Source organism: Pseudomonas sp. DSP3-2-3 (assembly GCF_049898225.1).
Lineage (GTDB): Bacteria > Pseudomonadota > Gammaproteobacteria > Pseudomonadales > Pseudomonadaceae > Aquipseudomonas.
Window position 1 is genome coordinate 1 of the sequence record NZ_JAFCXH010000010.1, and the last position, 19,706, is coordinate 19,706.

Annotated in this window: 20 protein-coding genes and 1 pseudogene; 13 read left to right on the forward strand and 8 right to left on the reverse strand. The window is 59.2% G+C overall.

Features of this window, described 5'->3' with window-relative positions; translation table 11 throughout:
• Nucleotides 1-86, forward strand: an 86-nt coding sequence (locus ACP7E4_RS13305; protein WP_426114669.1) for an IS3 family transposase, incomplete at its 5' end; no start/stop codon positions are given.
• 140 nt (nucleotides 87-226) lie between these two features.
• Here the strand turns inward: ACP7E4_RS13305 and ACP7E4_RS13310 are convergent.
• Together ACP7E4_RS13310 and ACP7E4_RS13315 are read right to left on the reverse strand one after the other, a co-directional pair.
• Nucleotides 227-1,756, reverse strand: a complete 1,530-nt coding sequence (locus ACP7E4_RS13310) for an FAD-dependent oxidoreductase (RefSeq protein ID WP_426114296.1) — start codon at nucleotides 1,754-1,756, stop codon at nucleotides 227-229.
• A 10-nt stretch (nucleotides 1,757-1,766) separates the two neighbouring features.
• Nucleotides 1,767-2,249 (reverse strand): GFA family protein, encoded by a 483-nt coding sequence (locus ACP7E4_RS13315; protein ID WP_426114299.1) that lies wholly within the window; start codon nucleotides 2,247-2,249, stop codon nucleotides 1,767-1,769.
• 246 nt (nucleotides 2,250-2,495) lie between these two features.
• Here ACP7E4_RS13315 and ACP7E4_RS13320 point away from each other — a divergent pair.
• The 3 genes and pseudogenes from ACP7E4_RS13320 to ACP7E4_RS13330 form a co-directional block, all read left to right on the forward strand.
• Nucleotides 2,496-3,263: pseudogene (locus ACP7E4_RS13320) on the forward strand (MCP four helix bundle domain-containing protein); the annotation flags it as partial.
• Between the two features lie 18 nt (nucleotides 3,264-3,281).
• A complete protein-coding gene (locus ACP7E4_RS13325; protein WP_371106422.1) occupies nucleotides 3,282-4,121 on the forward strand; it encodes a methyl-accepting chemotaxis protein in 840 nt (279 codons plus the stop codon).
• 138 nt (nucleotides 4,122-4,259) lie between these two features.
• Nucleotides 4,260-5,504, forward strand: coding sequence for an AGE family epimerase/isomerase (locus tag ACP7E4_RS13330; RefSeq protein WP_426114301.1), 1,245 nt, complete (start codon nucleotides 4,260-4,262; stop codon nucleotides 5,502-5,504).
• A 163-nt stretch (nucleotides 5,505-5,667) separates the two neighbouring features.
• Here ACP7E4_RS13330 and ACP7E4_RS13335 read toward each other — a convergent pair whose 3' ends face one another.
• A complete protein-coding gene (locus ACP7E4_RS13335; protein ID WP_426114303.1) occupies nucleotides 5,668-6,456 on the reverse strand; it encodes an exodeoxyribonuclease III in 789 nt (262 codons plus the stop codon).
• 72 nt (nucleotides 6,457-6,528) lie between these two features.
• Nucleotides 6,529-7,650, reverse strand: a complete 1,122-nt coding sequence (locus ACP7E4_RS13340) for an AbrB family transcriptional regulator (RefSeq protein WP_426114305.1) — start codon at nucleotides 7,648-7,650, stop codon at nucleotides 6,529-6,531.
• Between the two features lie 90 nt (nucleotides 7,651-7,740).
• Here ACP7E4_RS13340 and ACP7E4_RS13345 point away from each other — a divergent pair, with 90 nt between their 5' ends.
• Together ACP7E4_RS13345 and ACP7E4_RS13350 are read left to right on the forward strand one after the other, a co-directional pair.
• The gene (locus ACP7E4_RS13345; RefSeq protein ID WP_426114307.1) at nucleotides 7,741-8,643 is read left to right on the forward strand and encodes a LysR family transcriptional regulator; all 903 of its coding nucleotides are present in this window, start codon (nucleotides 7,741-7,743) and stop codon (nucleotides 8,641-8,643) included.
• A gap of 99 nt (nucleotides 8,644-8,742) precedes the next feature.
• A complete protein-coding gene (locus tag ACP7E4_RS13350) occupies nucleotides 8,743-8,973 on the forward strand; it encodes a hypothetical protein (protein WP_426114309.1) in 231 nt (76 codons plus the stop codon).
• On the opposite strand, the gene ACP7E4_RS13355 is transcribed toward ACP7E4_RS13350, so the two are convergent.
• Complete coding sequence (locus tag ACP7E4_RS13355) at nucleotides 8,959-9,471, reverse strand: nucleoside 2-deoxyribosyltransferase (RefSeq protein WP_426114311.1); 513 nt, start codon at nucleotides 9,469-9,471, stop codon at nucleotides 8,959-8,961. The two genes, ACP7E4_RS13350 and ACP7E4_RS13355, sit on opposite strands and share 15 nt — an antisense overlap.
• Before the next feature lie 173 nt (nucleotides 9,472-9,644).
• Between ACP7E4_RS13355 and ACP7E4_RS13360 the strand changes: the two genes are divergently transcribed.
• Nucleotides 9,645-11,315 (forward strand): VRR-NUC domain-containing protein, encoded by a 1,671-nt coding sequence (locus ACP7E4_RS13360; RefSeq protein ID WP_426114313.1) that lies wholly within the window; start codon nucleotides 9,645-9,647, stop codon nucleotides 11,313-11,315.
• 147 nt (nucleotides 11,316-11,462) lie between these two features.
• Here the strand turns inward: ACP7E4_RS13360 and ACP7E4_RS13365 are convergent, their stop codons facing one another.
• Nucleotides 11,463-12,794: an OprD family porin gene (locus ACP7E4_RS13365; RefSeq protein WP_426114315.1), complete on the reverse strand. Its 1,332-nt coding sequence runs from the start codon at nucleotides 12,792-12,794 to the stop codon at nucleotides 11,463-11,465.
• 348 nt (nucleotides 12,795-13,142) lie between these two features.
• Here ACP7E4_RS13365 and ACP7E4_RS13370 point away from each other — a divergent pair, with 348 nt between their 5' ends.
• Nucleotides 13,143-13,649 (forward strand): VOC family protein, encoded by a 507-nt coding sequence (locus ACP7E4_RS13370; protein ID WP_426114317.1) that lies wholly within the window; start codon nucleotides 13,143-13,145, stop codon nucleotides 13,647-13,649.
• Between the two features lie 88 nt (nucleotides 13,650-13,737).
• Here ACP7E4_RS13370 and ACP7E4_RS13375 read toward each other — a convergent pair whose 3' ends face one another.
• Both ACP7E4_RS13375 and ACP7E4_RS13380 read right to left on the reverse strand, forming a co-directional pair.
• Entirely contained in the window at nucleotides 13,738-14,082 is a 345-nt protein-coding gene (locus tag ACP7E4_RS13375) for a hypothetical protein (RefSeq protein ID WP_426114319.1), read from the reverse strand.
• A gap of 92 nt (nucleotides 14,083-14,174) precedes the next feature.
• The gene (locus ACP7E4_RS13380) at nucleotides 14,175-15,080 is read right to left on the reverse strand and encodes a LysR substrate-binding domain-containing protein (protein ID WP_426114321.1); all 906 of its coding nucleotides are present in this window, start codon (nucleotides 15,078-15,080) and stop codon (nucleotides 14,175-14,177) included.
• Nucleotides 15,081-15,224: 144 nt separating this feature from the next.
• On the opposite strand from ACP7E4_RS13380, the gene ACP7E4_RS13385 reads away from it, so the two are divergent.
• From ACP7E4_RS13385 to ACP7E4_RS13405, 5 genes are all read left to right on the forward strand, one after another.
• Nucleotides 15,225-16,349: an NAD(P)/FAD-dependent oxidoreductase gene (locus tag ACP7E4_RS13385; protein ID WP_426114323.1), complete on the forward strand. Its 1,125-nt coding sequence runs from the start codon at nucleotides 15,225-15,227 to the stop codon at nucleotides 16,347-16,349.
• A complete protein-coding gene (locus ACP7E4_RS13390) occupies nucleotides 16,339-16,665 on the forward strand; it encodes a (2Fe-2S)-binding protein (protein ID WP_426114325.1) in 327 nt (108 codons plus the stop codon). The genes ACP7E4_RS13385 and ACP7E4_RS13390 overlap by 11 nt, the downstream gene beginning before the upstream one ends.
• The gene (locus ACP7E4_RS13395; RefSeq protein WP_426114327.1) at nucleotides 16,658-18,076 is read left to right on the forward strand and encodes an FAD-dependent oxidoreductase; all 1,419 of its coding nucleotides are present in this window, start codon (nucleotides 16,658-16,660) and stop codon (nucleotides 18,074-18,076) included. Before ACP7E4_RS13390 ends, ACP7E4_RS13395 begins: the two co-directional genes overlap by 8 nt.
• A 13-nt stretch (nucleotides 18,077-18,089) precedes the next feature.
• Entirely contained in the window at nucleotides 18,090-18,446 is a 357-nt protein-coding gene (locus tag ACP7E4_RS13400) for a RidA family protein (protein WP_426114329.1), read from the forward strand.
• Between the two features lie 128 nt (nucleotides 18,447-18,574).
• Nucleotides 18,575-19,357 carry an ABC transporter substrate-binding protein gene (locus ACP7E4_RS13405; RefSeq protein WP_426114331.1) on the forward strand — a complete coding sequence of 261 codons (783 nt, stop codon included), beginning with the start codon at nucleotides 18,575-18,577 and terminating at the stop codon, nucleotides 19,355-19,357.
• Nucleotides 19,358-19,706 lie beyond the last annotated feature (349 nt).

Below are 19,706 nucleotides of genomic sequence, written 5' to 3' on the forward strand. Positions count from 1 at the left end.
TCCGTTATTACAACTATGATCGAATCAAGATGAAGCTGGGCGGGCTAAGCCCTGTAGCGTACAGGGCCCAGTCCGCGATAGCCTAATCAACAGCTGTCCAACTTTTGGGGCGCACTTCACTACGCAGAATTTGTGGGAGCGAATTCATTCGCGAAAGGACAATACAGCCGATGCATTTGCGTCTAATGAATGCCGTCTTCCCGGATAAATCCGGTCCCACAAGTCATCACTGGCAGGCCTCAATCAACTGCAATGCTTCCTGCACCGACAACGGCTGTTTCATTCGCTCGGCCAACAACGCTACAGCGCGTTCGTATTTACAGGCGACGATTGCCTGGACGATTTCGCCTTGGCAAAGCAGTGCGACGAACTCGAATTTTTCCGGTTCGCCGACATAAACAATGTCATCCCACTGCTCGGCGTGACCGAGGTAGTCGATGCGTTTGCCGAAGTGGTAGGTCCAGAAGAACGGCACGTCGGCGTAGCGTTCAGCGCCGCCCAGCATGTTGAGTGCGGCGATGCGGCCTTGTTGTTGTGCCAGCCGCCAGTGCTCGATACGCAGGGGTTTGTCGGCCAGCGGGAAGGTGGCGATATCGCCGGCCGCCCACAGACCGTCCCTGAGTTGCATGCCGCCATCGACACGCAGCGAGCCATCCTCTTCCCGCTCGATATCCTCGACAAAGTCGGTCACCGGGCTGACGCCAACTCCCACCAGAACGAGGTCCGCAGCCAGTTGCTCACCGTTGTTGAGTCGCACACTTTCCAGGTTTTGATCGCCCTCGAAATGAGTGGCCTCGACATGGGTGCGGAACAGCACGCCACGCTGCTCATGCAAGTCGCGTAGCGCTTTGCCGATACGTTCGCCGAACTGTTTCTGAAACGGGATTTCATGGCGGGCCAGTACCGTGACTTCCAGCCCGCGTTTGCGCAGGGCCGAGGCTGCTTCCAGTCCGATAAAACTGTCGCCGATGATCACCGCCTTCGAACCCGGTTGCGCTGCGTACAGCACAGTACGCGCATCGTCGCGGGAGCGCAGCGGCAGCACTTGAGGCAAATCGGCGCCGGGTAAATCAATGGCTTTGGGCTTGCCTCCGGTGGCGATCAGGGCGGCGTCGTAGTTCAGCGTTTGCCCGTCGTCCAGAATCACCTGCCGGGTGCTGCTTTTGAGAGAAACGACCCTGGCATGGACGCGTTGTACGTGCTGTTCGCGATAGAAGCTTTCGTCCCGCAGCGGCGGTGTTTCGTCCGGGGGCATATCCCCGGAAATCACGAATTTGCTCAATGCGGTGCGGTCGTATCCGGGCTGGGCTTCTGCATCGATCAGGATCAAGGCCCCGCCAAACCCCTTTTCCCGCAGGGCACTGGCGGCGGCAATGCCCGCAGCGCCTGCGCCGATGATCACAAACCGGCGCTTATCGGCGCTGCCGTCCAGAGCCGGTGCAGGTATCGGTTGATCATCGACCACGACCATGCCGTCCACAATTTGCGCCGGATAACGCCGCAAACCTTCCAGCGCCGGAGGTTCGTTCAGGCTGCCGTCCTCAAGCTCGAACATCGCCTTGTGCCAGGGGCAAATCAGCCTGCCGTGGCAAATCGCGCCTTTGGCCAGTGGTGCCCCGGCGTGCGGGCATTTGCCTTGATAGGCGCGCACTTGCTCACCCATGCGCGCCAGGACGATGGTCTGTTCGCCGATCTTGATTTCGCTGCCGCGATCTTTGGCAAGATCAGCAAAACGGGCGACGGTATGCAGGGCCATGGCGTTCTCCTCAGCGGACCAGACCCAGGCGCTCGTGCCAGTCGGCAATGGATTCTTCGGGAAAGCCATCGAACAGCTTATCGCCTTCGTGGGCTTGCACTTCCACCCACGACGCCTTGGAATCAATCAGCAGATGGGTATGTTCCGGCGGCGTCGGCAGCGGTGTATCGATAGCCGACGCAAATGGATGGATCAGCTCGGGCCATTCGGGGCTGAACAGCCACAATCCGCTGCCGCACAGTTTGCAGAAATGCCGCTCGGCACCACTGGTATGCACATGATGGTTCTCCCGCATCCTGGCGTGATAAATCGCAATGTGTTCGCGGCCTTTGACCTTGAGGCTTTTGGCGTCGCCGCTGAGGTTGATCGAATAGCCGCCACCGCCTTGTGTCTTGCGACAGATCGAGCAGTAACAACGTTGATAAGGGTACGGATGGGCGCTGTTCAGACTGAACTCGACCTCACCGCAATGGCACGAACCTTCCAGATGCATGACAAAACCTCCTCAAGACGCGCCTGAATGCTGATGAAAACTCCAGGCACTTAGGTTCTAGACAAGCGGATAGCGGATTGGGTGTCTGCGTTCGTCGGACAAATCTTGCTTAGATGAAAGAATTGTTACTCAGGAGCACTCAAGAAGCGCATCGCCAAGTCGATAGCGTCTGAAGTTGTCGGACAATTTAAGCCTGCCAAGTCCTGTTTTGCTGATAACCCTTCTTAATAACAAGAGCTCCCGGCCATGAACCTACGCAATTTGACCATCGCCCGCCGCGCTGGCCTTGGCTTCACCCTGATTTCCCTGTTGGTTGCATTGCTGGGCTGGTTTGCGTTGGCGCAGATGTCGGCGATTCGCCAGAGCGAACTGGCCGTCGAAAGCAACTGGATGCCGAGCATGCGGGTAGTCAACGATATTCGGGAGAACATGCTGCGTATCCGCACTATCTCGCTGCGCATGGCGCTGGACCCTGATCCAAAGAATATCCCGACCTATCGCGGTCAGCTGGATGTGCGCAACCAGGACCTGAATAAAAAACTGGACACGTTGAGCGCGTTTGTCGACACCCCGGAAGAAAAGGTCCTCAACGATCAGTTCCGCATCACGTTGGGTGATTATCAGAAAGGTCTGGAGCGTTCATTCGTTCTGGCGGCTCAAAACGACCGTGACGCGCTGAACAAGCTGCTGCTGGTGGACATGAAACCGATCGTCGACGGTTCCGGCAAACAACTCAGTGACTTTGGCGAATTCTATGTCAAGCAGGTCGATGCCGAAGGCCAGGCTGCCGAGGCGCAATACAGCAAATCGAAAACCATCGTCCTGATCTTTGTGATCATTGCTGGCCTGGGCACCATCGGCCTGGCCTTGTGGCTGACGCGCAGTATCGTGCGTCCGCTGCAAACCGCCGTGATCGCCGCCGAAAGTGTCGCCGCTGGCGACCTCACGCAAACCATTCACGTGGTTGGCAATGACGAGGTCACGCGTCTGCTGGCCGCGCTGGAAAAAATGCAGGGCAATCTGCGTTCGGCGATGCGTCATATCGGCAGCTCGGCGACCCAACTGGCGTCGGCGGCGACTGAGCTCAATTCGGTGACCGAAGACAGCTACCGTGGCCTGCACCAGCAGAACGCCGAAATCGATCAGGCAGCCACCGCCATCAATGAGATGACCTCGGCGGTGGAAGAGGTGGCGCGCAACGCGGTGTCGACTTCCGATGCGTCCAACCAGTCCAACGTTTCGGCCCAGGCCGGGCAGGCTCGGGTAGTGGACACGGTGCAGTCGATCCAGACCCTCACCGATAACGTCCAGGCAACCTCGAAACTGGTGCAGAACCTCGCGGATCAGTCCCAGGATATTGGCAAGGTGCTGGACGTGATTCGCTCGATTGCCGAGCAGACCAACCTTCTGGCGCTCAATGCCGCCATTGAAGCAGCGCGCGCGGGTGAATCGGGACGCGGTTTCGCCGTAGTAGCTGATGAAGTCCGGGCCCTGGCGCACCGCACCCAGCAGTCGACACTGGAAATCGACAAGATGGTCACGGCGATGCGTAGTGGTTCCGCTCAGGCACTCGAATCGATGCAGACCAGCAGTCAGCGGGCGGGCGAAACCCTGTCGCTGGCGCAAGGCGCGGGCGAATCGTTGACCGATATCACCGCGTCGATCAATCAGATCTCCGAGCGCAATCTGGTCATCGCCAGCGCTGCCGAAGAGCAGGCGCAGGTGGCGCGCGAAGTTGATCGCAATATCGTCAATATCCGTGATCTGTCCATGCAGTCGACTAACGGCGCCAATCAGATCAGTGCGTCGAGCCATGAGCTGTCGCGTCTGGCCGTGGAGTTGAACGCGGTAGTGGCGCGCTTCAAGGTCTGACGCACTATTCATCTGTCGAGGTGTGACGGCGGGCTGTCCATTGCTGGACAGCTTGCCGCTGGCCGTCCGGGCCGGGCATGATTCGCCACGGCCGATCATCCCGGCCCCCGGACTATCGACAGAGGCGAAACAGCTTCCATGGACAATAAAAATCACACCTTCAGCAGCTGGCTGCGCGCGCCGGCCCACCATGAATGGCTGGCTCGCGAAGGCAACCGCCTGCTGAGTTTCGCCAAGGCTTCGCGCCTGCCTCAAGGGTTCGGCAATCTGGACGCACGCGGCGCACTGCCAGCCGACGCCCGCGCTGAAACCATGAATACCGCCCGCATGACTCACAGTTTCGCCATGGCCCATGTGCGCGGCATACCCGGTTGCGCGGCATTGGTCGATCACGGCATTGCGGCACTCGCCGGGCCACTGCGCGACGCCGAGCACGGTGGCTGGTTCAGCGGGCCGCTTGATGAGGGTTCCAACACTGACAAACAAGCCTACTTGCATGCCTTTGTCGCCTTGGCGGCAAGCTCCGCTGTGGTGGCGGGGCGGGCGGGCGCGCAAGAGCTGTTGTCGGACGCGATCCAGATTATCCAGAACCGCTTCTGGAGCGAAGAAGAAGGCAGCATGCGCGAATCTTTCGCGCAGGACTGGAGCGCCGAAGAGCAGTATCGCGGCGCCAACAGCAATATGCACAGCACCGAAGCGTTTCTGGCCCTGGCCGATGTGACCGGCGACGCGCAATGGCTGGATCGTGCGCTGCGCATCGTCGAACGGGTGATTCACGGCCACGCCGCCGCCAATGATTTTGGGGTGGTCGAGCACTTCAGCCAGCGCTGGGAACCGCTGCCCGACTATAACCAGGACAATCCCGCCGACGGCTTTCGCCCGTTCGGCACCACGCCGGGCCATGCGTTTGAATGGGCGCGCCTGTTGTTGCATCTGGAAGCGGCACGGCAACGGGCGCATTTGCCCACCCCGGCCTGGCTGCTGAAAGATGCGCAGCAATTGTTCGCCAACGCCTGCCGCAATGCCTGGGAAGTCGATGGCTTGCCGGGCATCGTCTACACCCTGGACTGGCAGAATCGCCCGGTGGTGCGTCATCGTCTGCATTGGGTGCATTGCGAGGCGGCCGCCGCTGCCGCAGCCTTGTTGCAGCGCACCGATGACAAACAGTATGAAGACTGGTATCGCCGTTTCTGGGAGTTCAACGAAACCCTGTTCATCGATTACGAGCAGGGCAGCTGGCACCACGAACTCAACCCGCAAAACCAGCCCAGCGCTGAAATCTGGAGCGGCAAACCGGATCTGTATCATGCCTATCAGGCGACGGTCCTGCCGCTGCTGCCATTGGCGCCGAGTTTGACGACGGGATTGGCGGCGATGGGGTAGGCGGCAGGGTGCAAACCGTAGCTGCCCTTTTCGAGGACCAGTCCTCTCTTACAGGTTCAGCGCCGTCCATGTGGGAGCGGACTTGTCCGCGAATGCGTCAGTTCAGCCGATGAATATGTCGATCGGAACTCCGATTCGCGGGGAAGCTTCGCTCCAACGGATCTCAATCCCCCATATCCAGCTCAACCCACGTCGGCGCATGGTCGCTGGCGTGGGGCAGGTCGCGGGGCCAGCGGTCGACGCCCGCGTTGGTCAGGCGTGCGCTGGTTTCGGCGTTGAGCAGCAGATGATCGATTCGCAGCCCCGAGTTAGTCTTCCAGTGATTGCGGAAATAGTCCCAGAACGTATAAATCCGCTCATCCGGAAACTGCGCGCGCAGGGCATCGGTCCAGCCCTGATCGAGCAGGCGTTGAAAGCACTCACGGCTTTCCGGCTGCAACAGCGCGTCCTTGAGCCATGAGCGGGTGTTGTAGATGTCGTCATCGGTCGGCACTACGTTGTAATCACCGGCCAGCACCACCGGATGGCCGCTGGTGTACAGCGACGCGGCATGGGCAATGAGCTTTTCGAACCACGCCAGTTTGTAGTCGAACTTCGGCCCCGGTTGCGGGTTGCCGTTGGGCAGGTACAGACAACCCACGATCACCCCATGGGCGGCGGCTTCCAGATAGCGACTGTGACTGTCTTTTTCATTGCCCGGCAGACCACGGCGGATCTCCAGCGGTTCCATACCCTTGGCGAGGATCGCTACGCCGTTCCAGGAAGTTTGCCCGTGCCAGATTGCGCCGTACCCGGCGTCGCGGATATCGCCGATGGGGAAGGCCAGGTCGGTCGCCTTGAGTTCTTGCAGGCAGACGATGTCGGGAGCCTCACGGTCCAGCCATTCCAGCAGGATCGGCAGGCGGGCACGGATTCCATTGATGTTGAAGGTAGCGATTTTAAGCGGATCCACAGGGGCGTTCCTCTCAGGTGCAGCAGCCGATAGCTATTTGAGAGGTCCGTGGACAAGAGATTCAATGCGTTTTCAATGGGCTTGCGCAGTTTTTGGTGTGGTCAGGCGAATGATCTGCCGAGCGAAGAAAGCGCCAGTGAGGATGACTCCGATCAAGCGCAGGGTTTGCATGGCCAGGACGAAGCCAACATCGGAGTGGGTATCGATGGCAATGATCGCCATGGCATCCAGTCCGCCCGGACTGGTCGCCAGGTAAACCGAGAGGAAATCCTTGTCGAGCATCACGGCGATCAACCAGGCGGAGAGAGCACACAGCACGATCAGCAGCAACGAGCCCGCAATCATTGCCGGCAAGCGGCGCCAGACATAGCTGATCGTTGGCCGATCGAAACGCAAGCCAACATAACTGCCGATAGCGCCATAAGCCAAAGCGAGCATCCACGACGGCAAGGTGATTTGCAGCACCCCGCTCAATTGCAGCGCACCTCCGATCAACAGCGGCCCCATCAACGCCCCGGCGGGCATGCGTTTGGCGACAAAGATACCGAAAACGATCACGCCCAGACTCAGGGCGAAATTCAGCAGGTTCAGGCCTTCCACTGCGATATCTCGTGCATGGGCCTGGGTACCGCCGCCTTCCACGCCAATCAGACGACTGACCAGCGCGCCAACCGTGACCACGCAGACCACGCGCACATATTGCATGGTCGCAACCACGCGGGAGTCGGCGCCGTAATCCTCGGACATGGCGACCATTGCCGATGCCGCACCCGGCGAAGTGCCCCAGGCGGCCGTGCTGCCGGAGATGCCCGCATAGCGTACCAACGCCAAGCCAACCACAGCGCTGAGCAGCACGATGAGCACGGTGGCGAACAGCATCACATACCAGGACTGCACGACAGTCACCACCACGGCCATGCTCATCGAGTGCGCAACCAATGCACCTACCGTGCCCTGACCCAGCTGAAACGCAATCTTGGGCATGCGAATGCTGGCCCCGGAAACGCCGAAACCAATAGCGACCAGCATCGGGCCGAGAAACAGCGCAGCGGGGATTTGCCAATACATCAGCAGTTGCCCGACTGCTCCGGCGATCAGGATCAAGCCGAACCATTGCAGCGTGGGCGGGAGGGTGTGCAGGGAAAAGCGTGGTGCGCGCAGCAAGGGAGAACTCCCGTAACGGTAGACGCTCATCGAGGCATCCAGTGCCAGCAAGTATCGACACTGCAACCGATCAAGTCTATTTTCTAATAATCATGAATTGATAACTTTGGTTGATGAATTATGGATCTCCGTGATCTCACCTATTTTGAAACGATCGCCGAGCTGGGCCACCTGGGCCGAGCTGCGCAAAAGCTCAACCGCAGCCAGCCGGCGCTGACCAAAAGCATCCAGCGCCTGGAGGAATCATTCGGTACCAAGCTGTTCCAGCGCGACGGCCGACGCATCAAGCTGACGCCGGTAGGTGAGTTGCTACAGGCGCGGGGCAAGGTCCTGCAACAAAGCATCGCCCAGACCCAGCGCGAGGTGCGGGATTTTGCCAGCGGCGCCGTGGGTAACATTCGTCTGGGCTGCGCAGCGACCATGGCCGAATACCTGCTGCCGAAGCTGACCTCGGCATTGCTGCAACGGGCGCCGGATATCACCCTGAAAATGGTCATTGGCCAGGATGACCTGTTGCGCGAGTCGCTGCGTTCCGGGCAGCTGGACATGATCATCTGCTCGCTGATCACCGATGACGATCAGTGCGAGAGTCATGCAATCCTCAAGGACGAGGCGGTGGTCATCGCCAGCAAGGATCATCCGATTTTCAAGACCCGCTATACCATGGAGGACCTGGCGAGGTATCGCTGGGTACTGCCGCCGGTGGGGGTTTCTTCGCGCAAATGGCTGGACGAAGCTTTTCTAAGCCAGCGTCTGCCATTGCCGGTGGTACAGATCGAGGCCAACTCCATTCCGCTGTTGCCGGGCTTGATCGAGCGCACCAGCCTGTTGAGCTTCACCGCCCGGGAGACTCTGGAGTTTGGTAACAATATGCAACGCTTGCGCGAAGTGGCGCTGGAACACACAACGATGAAGCGCACCATCGGCTGCACGGTGCGCAAGGGTGGCTATCTGTCGCCTGCGGCCCAGGCCATGGTGCAGATGTTGCGCGACAGCAGCGGGGAATTTTTGAGCTGGACGTGATGCGGGTGGCTCCATTTCTGCGCGCCTTGGGTTAGCCTGTGGCTCATACGGGGGTGAACGGCACCTTCGATCGAGGAAAATGATCAGGAGCGAGACACGATGCAGAGCCACCAACCTTCGCTGAGCCATCAGGCATTGATGCCGCTTTTCGCCAGCGGCGATCACCATTTTGGCGGTGATCAGTCGCCTCTCAATGACGCCGATGCCGACGAAGATACCGACCCGGAAGGTTATCTGGATCTGGATGTACTGGGGCTGGATGAATTCAGCGACTCGGACAAGCTGGACCCGATCTTCGGCAGCGATGTTGGGTCTTCATCGCTGAATTGACGCCAGATACAGCGACAACGCCTCAACGCCCAGCTCCACGGTCGAGCTGGCTCCGGCCCAGGTGCACGCCATCATCAGGTTGCGCGGCAGACCGAAATCCTCCACCACATAGCCGTCGGCATCGCAGCCGTTGTGATCATGGGGCACCAGTTCGCGCAACGATGCCACCGGCTCGAAATACGCCCACACCGGCTTGTTCAGCGCGACCGCCATGCCCACTTCGAATGCCGTGCCTGAGTCGGGCTCCAATCCGCGAAATACATTGAGATTGGCCAGCACCGCCGAGCAGCGCTGGATCATGGCGATGTTCATCGAGCAGATCATGCTGGCGGTTGCCTCAGGCGATAGCTGCGGGACGACTTCGTTGTCGAATGGGTACAAGCCTTCCAGGCCGTGGGCGCTACAGAGGGCCTTGAGGTAGTTGCCGTGTTCGATGGCGTCCTGACGGAACACGTCAAAACCGGCCAGATAAATCTGCGGGGCAGTACGGATGTGCATGGCGTTCTCCAATGAGCCAGTCGCATCGGGGGATTCTATACCCTGCGCGGGGGCTGACTCACCGTGATCCGGGCGTTGTATCGCCACCATTTATCCGGCCGCAGTCTACCAGGCTGGAATCTGTACGGATAACCAGTATCCTTGGGCGATACTTCCCACGCGTGAACCTGGCCGTGCCTACGTTAGAACTGGAAAACCCTTTTTACTACCTCGATAACTTTCGGCAGGTCCTGGCCTGGATCGCCGTGCGCTATGACGATTTGCTCGATGCACAGGAACGGCATTTCATCAGCACCTTCGAGGCGTTGCCGCAACCTGCACAAGGCCTGCTGGTGCGTATGGTCATGCGCAAGGGCCTGTTGTTCCGGGCGAGCAAGCTTAGTTACGAAGAAATCGGCGATACCCATCTGGCGGTTGCGCCTTTGTTGCAGGCTGGTTGGGTCGATCCCCGGCCGGCGTTGAGCCTCGAACAACTCTTCGCATTGTTGCGCAAGGCGGAGCTGAGCCAGTGTTTCAAGGATCACGGGATTAAAGGCGCCGAACGCAAAACCGAGCTGCTGGCCCGATTGCAGCCCTTGCATGAGTCGGTGCAGGCGCTGGACGAATGGTTCGCAGCGATCGACGACAAGGTTTTCCAGCTGACCGTCATGCCGATCTGCGACCGGCTGCGGCTGTTGTACTTCGGCAATCTGTACCAGGAATGGTCCGAGTTCGTGCTGGCCGACCTGGGCATCTACCGCTATGAGAAAGTCGAATTCTCCACAGAGTCCCGAGGCATCGCCGAGCGTGCGGATATCGACACCTGCCTGGCCCTGCACTTGTGTCGTCAGGGTCTGGAAGAAGCTGTCGATCTGGCGGAACTGGCGCTCGCGGCCATCGCGATCAATACGGCCAACCCCTGGTTGAGCATGCGTCGTGGCAAGTTGCTGTTTCAGATCGGGCAGCAGGCCGAGCGGGCACAGGATTGGCCGCTGGCGTTGCGCGTCTATGAACAAAGCCAATATCCCGGAGCGCGCTCCCGGCGCATTCGCGTACTGGAACGCAGCGCCGAGTATGCACAGGCCATGACCCTGCTGGAGCAGGCGCAGGCGGCCCCGGAAAGCGACGCGGAAAAACAGCATGTGCTGCGCATCTTTCCGCGTCTGCAACGCAAGCTGGGTGTGGCCAGCAAGCAGCGGCGCGTGGTACGCGATGTGCAACGGCTCGATCTATGCGTTGCGCCACGCCCGGATTTGCGCGTCGAGCAACTGATTCAGCTGCATCTGGCCGAGGAGGGCAGCCAGGTGCATTACGTGGAAAATACCCTGATCAATTCGCTGTTCGGCCTGCTGTGCTGGCCGGCGATTTTTGCGCCATTGCCGGGGGCGTTCTTCCATCCGTTCCACAGCGGGCCTGCGGATTTGCACAGCCCGGATTTTTATCAGCGCCGCGCTGCATTGTTCGAGGCGTGTCTGGCGCAGCTGAACTGCGATGCTTGGCAGGTCACCATTCGTGAGCACTACCTCAGCAAGTTCGGCCTGCAATCGCCGTTCGTGTTCTGGGGCGCGCTGACGCCGGAACTGCTGGAGCAGGCCTTGCTGTGCTTGCCGGTCGAGCATCTGCGCCATTGGTTTCGCCGCCTGCTGCTGGACATCAAGGCCAATCGTACCGGCATGCCCGACCTGATCCAGTTTTTCCCGGAGCAGCGTCGCTACCGCATGATCGAAGTCAAAGGCCCCGGCGACCGCTTGCAGGACAACCAACTGCGCTGGCTGGATTTCTGCGCGGAACATGATATGCCGTTGGTGGTGTGTTATGTGCAGTGGGAGGTTGTGCAGGAGTGTGAGGCTCGGTTACCGGTGTGAAATGCAGTTTCATATTTGCCCCAAATCTCTGCCCGTTGGAGCGAGGCTTGCCCGCGAATCGGTCGTGCAGTCGACATTTCTATCGCCTGAAATGACGTCTTCGCGGGCAAGCCTCGCTCCAACGAGTTCCGTAAGAGTGACGGCCAGCTAAAGAATCGAAATCGGATAATCGACAATCACCCGGAATTCATTCTGGTCACCCTCGGCCTGATCGGCATTGCCACGATGCCAGGCCTGACGCAGGCGTACGGAAAGATCCTTGGCCGGACCTTGCTGGACGACGTACTTGGCTTCCAGGTTGGTTTCGTGATGTTTGCCGTCTTCACCGTAACCATAAGCGCGATACGGGCTGTCCAGTGCCATCTTGGTGCCGTCGATGTCCTTGCCGTCGGCGTAACGCGCCATGAAACTCAAACCGGGAACACCGTAGGCGCTCATCGCCAGGTCATAACGCGCCTGCCAGGATTTCTCACCGGGACCGTTGAAGTCCGAATATTGAATCGAATTGGCCAGGAAGATGGAATCCGCGCTCGAACCAGGCCCGTTATCACCAAAGCCTGCATAGTCGAACGGTTCGTCACCGTGGACTTGTTGATAACCGAGTGTAAAGGTGTGGCCCGCCAGGAATGCATACGCGCCCGACAGTGACCAGGTGGTGTTATTGATATCGCCAGCCTTGGCCTGGCCTTCATCGTTAGTGCGATAGATATTGAAGTCGAAGACCATCGATTGATCGTTGGCCAGCGCCAGGGTGTAGTTGGCGTTGGCATAGTATTGCCGCCAGATGTCTTCGAACTCCGATCCATACAGCGAAACGGAGAGGGTATCGGTAAGTGCGTACTTGCCACCCACATAATCAACACTGTTGGCGGTTACCCCGGCGTAGGTCGCAAAAATTTCGCCATCAGAGTCAGTATGTTGCGGTCCGTTGGCGGCTGTGAAGTGGCCAGCCTCAAGATCCAGTCCGCTTATTTCGCTGCTTTGCAGAGCCAGCCCGGTCGCCGTCTGGGGGAATAACCGGGTGCCGCCTGCTGCGAACACCGGCGCGGTTGGCTGCATCTGGCCCCACTTGAGCAGGGTCTTGGAGAAACGCACTTTGAGTGCACCACCGGCACTGCTGAAGCTGCTTTCCGGGCTGCCATCGCTGTCTACCGGAATGTTGCCGGTGCCTGACGTTCCAGCGCCGCCATCCAGTTTTAAACCGAACCAGCCGTAGGCATCTACACCAAAACCGACTGTCCCTTGGGTAAACCCCGAGGAGAAATCACCCAATACGCCTTGCGACCAGTCTCTTCGATCGCCGATGCCATTTTTACCGTCGCGATTGAAGTAGTAGTTGCGCAGTAGAACATTGGCCTTGGCGTCTTCCATGAAGCCTTTTGCTTCGCCTTGATCGCTGACAAACGCTTCCGCCGCGGCTGTTTGAGTAGCCGCCACCGTAATTGCCATTGCAATCAAACTGATAGTAATCACTTTCATGATGGCTTTACCTTTGGGGATTTGAATTGCTATGCCCGTATCAATAAACGTGGCTTCCAGAGTTTGCCCGCAAGAAGCCAAGCATAATAGCAACCTATCAAATCGCCACTTGAGCGGCTAAATCAAGTGCTTATAGGCGGTTGTTTCTGACGATTGGTAAGTTGTTTTGTTAGTTGATGTCTTGTTTTGAAAGTTGGTTGTTTCAGGTTTGAAACGGCGCATTCCATCTTTATGGACACTCAATGATCGAGGTTCCCGCCGTTGATTGCAGCGATGTCGAAACCGGGCATCGTGGATCGATTAATCAAGTACGTGGCGTTGGGCGTCACGCTTTTCCGGAGAATATTCATGGCTATAAAACAACTGATCAGTCCCTGCCTGTGGTTCGATGATCAGGCGCAGCAGGCTGCCGAGTTCTATACCGGTATTTTCGAAGACTCGCGGATTCTCGGCATCACCCACTATGGCGAAGCCGGCTTCGAGGTGCATGGTCGACCGGCCGGGTCGGTAATGTCAGTGTTATTCGAGTTGCGCGGGGAGCAGTTCACTGCTCTTAACGGCGGGCCGCTCTTTACCTTCAACGAAGCGATATCGTTGCAGGTGTACTGTGAAAACCAGGAGCAACTGGATGACTACTGGGATCGGCTCTCGGCAGATGGCGACCCGAATGCCCAGCAATGTGGCTGGCTCAAGGATAAGTACGGCGTGTCCTGGCAGATTTTGCCGAGCCTGTTGCTGGAAAAGATCGGCAGCGGCAATGCCAGTCAGAATGACCGCGTCATGACGGCGATCCTGCAGATGAAGAAGCTCGATATCGCAACGCTTGAACGCGCGTTCAGCGGGGCTGAACACTAGCTGTCATGTCGGGCATGACAAGCCGATGCAACGCTTTGCAAAGGCTTGTTCGTCATGTGCTGCATGCAAGGCAGCGGTCGTTCAACGCTTAACTGCCGCCGCCACTTCCGCCACTTCCGCCGCTGCCACCTGCGCCGCCGCTACTGCCTTCGCCGCCGCCACCACCGCCGCCCATGCCTTGTTTGTTGCTCATACCGCCGCCGGTTCCGGTGCCGCTGTCCATGCCTTTGTTGGCGGGTTCCGGGTCCATGCCTTTCACGCCGGGACTGGTGCCTTTGGCGCCGGGATTAGTGCCGTCGGTGTTTTTTTCCAGAGGCACTTTCGGCGCGTTGTCCACGGGGTCGGTCGGTCCGGTCGAACCGGCAAATGCCGTACCCGCAGCCGTGGCCAGCAACCCGCACAGGGCGAGGGCGCTCAGTCTTTTGTTGAACATGATGTGAGTCTCCATTGTTATTGGGGCCATACATCTGTTTGGTTGCCTGACTCACGATGTAGGTGCCGCTGCGCCCGACCAACGGCAGCGCATCAGAAACGATAGATCTCGGGAATCTCCCTTTTGATGAAGGCATGCATGTGCGCAAGGAAGCTGTCTTGCAGGCGCGAAGCTTCGCCGTGTGCCGGCAACAGCATGCAGAAATCCATCTCGATTGCCGGCTCGAAGGCTTTGAATACAATGCCTTTTCCCCGATATTCCACAGCGCTGATCGCATCGACCAGCGCGACGCCCAGACCCTGCTCGACAAACCCGCACATGGGCAGCGACAGCTGGGTTTCCAGGCGCAGTTGGCGCTCGACGTTATGCGTCGCGAAAATCGTATCAATCTGTTGCCGCGAGCCAATGGCGTGCGGGTATGAGATGAAGGCCTCACCTTCAAGGTCCTGCGGCACGATGAGCGGTTTGTCTTGCAGACGATGCCCTGCGGGAACCGCGCACAGCATTCGAGTTGCCAGCAGCTTCTCGCCTCGGGGGCTTGGATAGGTATTGGGCAGGACAATGATGCCCAGATCGCAGCGTTGGCTGGCTACGAGATCGATCACCTCCCGCGACGAATTCACCACCAGGGAAATCTGCACCTGATCATGCTCGGCGATAAACCCGGCAATGGCTCGCGGCAAGAAAGACAAGCCCATGGCTGGCGCGCAGGCGATCTGCAGCGCGCCGCGCTTGAGGTTATGGATGTCCCGGGCGGTGCGCGCGATGCGCTCGACCCCGATCAGTGACCTTTGCACTTCCTGATACAGCGTCATGGCTTCGGCAGTGGGCTGCAAGCGACCCTTGATGCGGTCGAACAGCGCAAAGCCGATGTCATCTTCAAGGGTGGCGATCAGGCGAGTCGCCGCAGGTTGCGAGATATGCAGCATCTCTGCGGCGCGCGTCACGGTCTGGCCGAGAATCACCGCGCGGAATGCTTCGAGTTGCCGCAGATTCATATTGATCAACCCATAACAAAAAAACATGGTCGAACGAAAATAAAGCATTTTTAAAGCACGCGTCAGCCTTCTAGGATCATTTTCATCGAATAAAGACGGCCTGATCATTGACGGATCGAGCCGCAACAGATGAAAGCGGGTCTTATGCATAAAGCTGATGTAATTGTCGTGGGAGGCGGGCTGGTAGGCATGTCCATTGCGTATGGACTGGCTCTGCTGGGCCGTCAGGTCTGCGTGCTGGACGAAGGCGACGACGCGTTTCGCGCCGCGCGCGGCAACTTCGGGCTGCTCTGGGTCCAGAGCAAGGGCTACCACATGAGTCCCTATGCGCGGTGGACTCGCGAGTCAGTGGCGCTATGGCCGCAATTGGATGCAGCGCTGCGTGCCGATACCGGAATCGAGATTCACCTGCGCCAGCCCGGCGGTTTCCAGCTGTGTTTGAGCGATGAGGAAATGGCCGAGGAAACCCGCCGTCTGCTATGGCTGCGCGAGGCCTTCAACGGCGATTATCCCTTCGAGCTGCTGGACCCGGCACAATTGCGCCGGCGTTTGCCGGGCATTGGTCCTGAGGTCGTCGGCGCGTGTTTTTCGCCAATGGACGGCCACGTCAATCCACTCAAGCTGCTGCGCGCCTTGTATGCCGCGTGTCAATTGCGCGGAGTAAGGGTCATCAGCGGCCAGCATGTCGATGCCATCGGTCAGTATTCCGAAGGTTTCGAAGTTGCGGCAGGCGCGCAACGTTTTCACAGCAGGCAACTGGTGCTGGCTGCGGGACTGGGCAATCGGCCATTGGGCGCCGAGCTGGGTCTGGACGTACCGGTGCGGCCCAATCGCGGGCAGATTCTGGTGACTGAACGCCTCAAGCCGTTTTTGCATTACCCCACCACTTACGTCCGGCAAACCGACGAAGGCACCGTGCAGCTGGGCGATTCCCTGGAATCGGTGGGCTTTGATGACAGCACCAGCAGCGATGTCATGGGCGATATCGCCCGACGCGGTGTGCAGTGTTTTCCGCGCCTGGGTCAGGTGCGGCTGGTCCGGGCCTGGGGCGCGCTGCGGGTATTGAGCGCCGACGGTTTTCCGATCTATGACTCACCGACGACTTGCCCGGGCGCCTTTGTGGTCAGTTGTCACAGCGGCGTCACGCTGGCCGCCGCGCATGTGCTGCGGCTCGCCCCATGGATAGCAGGGCAGGGCGATGAACAGCCGATTCAGCCATTCGGCCTTGCCCGATTCAGCGGCACCCGCGAGGTAAGTCATGCTCACTGAAGCGTTGTTTCGTAGTCTCGACAGCGAGGCCGGCCGTGTCGATATCCAGTTCGACGGGCAACCGTTGTCAGTGCCCGGCGACATGTCCCTGGCGGCCGCGTTACTGGCAAGCGGCGTCCACCAGACCCGGGAAAGTGCCATCAACGGCAGGCCCGGCGCGCCTTATTGCATGATGGGTGTCTGTTTCGAATGTGTGGTGGAGATTGATGGGCTGGCCAATTGTCAGGCCTGTCTGACTGCCGTGCGGCCCGGCATGAGCGTGCGGGTTCAGGCCGGCGCTCGGGACTTGCTGCCCTGGAGCGACGAAGATGAATGATCAGGTCGTGGATTTACTGATCATCGGCGCCGGCCCCGCCGGGATGAGTGCAGCCATCGAAGCGTCACGGCTGGGCCTGAGGGTCGTTGTGCTGGATGAACAGGCCAGCCCTGGTGGACAGATTTACCGCAATATTCGCAGCGCAGACGCGCGCAGTTGTGCCGTACTCGGTGCCGACTACATAGCCGGTAGGGAACTTGCCGAAGCATTCATGGCCAGCGCCGTGGATTACCGCCCTGACGCGTCGGTATGGCAAATCACGCCGGAACGGCACGTGCATTACTTGATCAATGGCCGTGCCGAAGTCGTGCAGGCGCGCCATCTGTTGATTGCCACAGGGGCGTACGAGCGGCCGATGCCGATTCCAGGCTGGACCTTGCCCGGGGTCATGACCGCTGGAGCGGGACAGATCCTGCTCAAGAGTGGCGCGTTGATTCCGGCCGGGCCTGTGGTGCTCGCCGGTTGCGGCCCGTTGTTGTATTTGCTGGCGGTGCAATATGTACGCGCCGGAATCACCATCCAGGCGCTGGTCGATACCAGTGGTCACGGCGATGCAGTGCGCAGCTGGCGGCAACTACCCGGCGCATTGCGCGGTTGGCGGGATTTGCTCAAAGGGCTGCGCCTGCTGGCGCAAGTGAAACGCATGGGCATCCGACATTACCGCAGCGCGCGCCAGCTGCGTGTCGAGGGCGAAGGCCGCGCGACAGGCTTGAGCTTCGACTGCGCCGGCCGTTCTTGGACGCTACCGGCTTCGTTGATCCTGCTGCATCAGGGCGTGGTGCCCAATACCCAGATCAGTTGGTCCTTGCGGGTCGAGCATGACTGGAACGAGCAACAGGCCTGCTGGATTGCACGCCGTGGTGCCGAGGGGCAGACCAGCCTGCCGGGCGTCTTCATCGCCGGTGATGGCGGAGCGATTGGCGGCGCCAGCGTTGCGCGATCGCAAGGTCGTCTTGCAGCCCTGGAGATTGCCTATCAACAGCAGCGCATTGATCAGGCGCAATGGAAGCGTCTGGCCAAACCCTGGCGACAGGCCCTGAATCGTGAGAGCGCGGCCCGTCCTTTGATCGACGCACTGTATCGCCCGCAAGCGGAAAACCGCATTCCTGGCGATGACGTCACGGTCTGCCGCTGCGAAGAAGTCAGCGCCGGTGCGATTCGCCAGTACGTCGATCTGGGCTGTCTGGGCCCGAATCAGACCAAGGCATTCGGGCGCTGCGGCATGGGGCCTTGTCAGGGGCGGATGTGCGGGCTGACGGTTACCGAAATCATTGCCGAGCGGCGCCGCGTCAGTCCTGCGCAAGTGGGTTACTACCGAATTCGCTCGCCGCTCAAACCCATCACCCTCATGCAATTGGCCGGTGAAAAGCCTTCCACTGAGAGCCAGTCACCAATTAATACCACCCCTTAATAAGGAGTTTCCCATGAGTACCCCCATACACCGCATTGAAAGCAACCCGCGATTAAGCAGAAGCGTCGTGCACAACGGCGTGGCCTGGCTGAGCGGCATCGTTGCAGCTGATTGCACCCAGGACATTCGCGGTCAGACCCGCCAGGTGCTGGCGCGCGTCGACGAGTTGCTGGCGGCGTCCGGCAGCGACAAGGGCCGTTTGCTCAGCGTGCAGATCTGGATGAAGGACATGACGGCTGATTTCGCCGGCATGAACGAAACCTGGAGCGCCTGGGTGGACGCCACGCAGACCCCGGCGCGCGCTACTGCACAGGTGATGTTCGACGACCCGGAGATCCTGCTGGAGCTGATCGTCACCGCCGCCGTCTGACGTTTGCTTTTCATGGAGTAGGGCGCCAACAGAGCGCTCACTCCCGCTGTTCACATTGCTGCTGCCAATAACGGACACGATCCTTTCCCGGGCGTGACCGATTTGAACAACATCGTCTGGAGCCATGCATGAACCTGAAAAACACCGCAATCAAACTCGGCCTCGTCTCACTCCTGGCGCTGGCCGTCAACGTCCAGGCCGCCGAGCCGCAGCTGCGTATCGGTATCGAAGCCGCTTACCCGCCGTTCGCGTCCAAGACACCGGATAACCAGATCGTCGGTTTCGACTACGACATCGGCCAGGCGCTCTGCGCAGAGATGAAAGTTGAATGCGTCTGGAAGGAAAACGAATTCGACGGTTTGATTCCCGCCCTCAAGGTCAAGAAGGTCGATGCGATCATTTCTTCAATGTCGATGACGCCGGAGCGCATGAAGTCCGTGGACTTCAGCGACCGCTATTATCGAATTCCGGCGCGCCTGGTGGTGCGTAAGGACAGCGGCATCACTGATGTGCCGGCGCAGCTCAAAGGCAAGCGGATCGGCGTGCAGCGAGCGACCAACTTCGAGCGCTACGCCACTGAAAAATTCGTCCCGCAGGGCGCGATACTGGTGCCGTACAGCTCGCAGAATGAAGTGTTCCTCGACCTGCTGGGCGGCCGACTGGATGGGACCATGGCCAGTTCCGTGGCCATCGATGAAGGTTTGCTGAAGAAACCCGAAGGCAAGGATTACCAGTTCGTTGGTCCGACGTTCACCGAAGAACAGTTCTTCGGAACCGGCATTGGCGTCGCCGTGCGCAAGAACGACCCGTTGGCTGGCCGCTTCAATCAAGCGATTGCCGCAATCCGCGCCAATGGCACCTACGAGAAAATTCGCCTGAAGTACTTTGATTTTGATATTTACGGGGAGTAAGGCTTGTCCATTGTGGGACGCGTAATAACCGTGGGACCGGATTTATCCGGGACGGCATTCGCGGGGTGGCAGTGATATCGTTATGCCGTCTTTGGCCTCTTCGCGAATAAATTCGCTCCCACGGTGTGTGTCGGCGGTAGTGGCATTGAGCCTTTATTTTTTTCCTTGTCTTAAAAACCCGGAAACCCCCGTATTCATTGACTGAATCCGGGGGTTTCCGGTTTTTGGCGCGTAAGACATCGCCTACAAAAAATCGCGAAAATGACACAACTCGACTGATTGTCATTAAACCGCAACATTCCAAGGATTAAATCCGCATCGGGCCTTCCCATGGATGGGCCACCAAAAT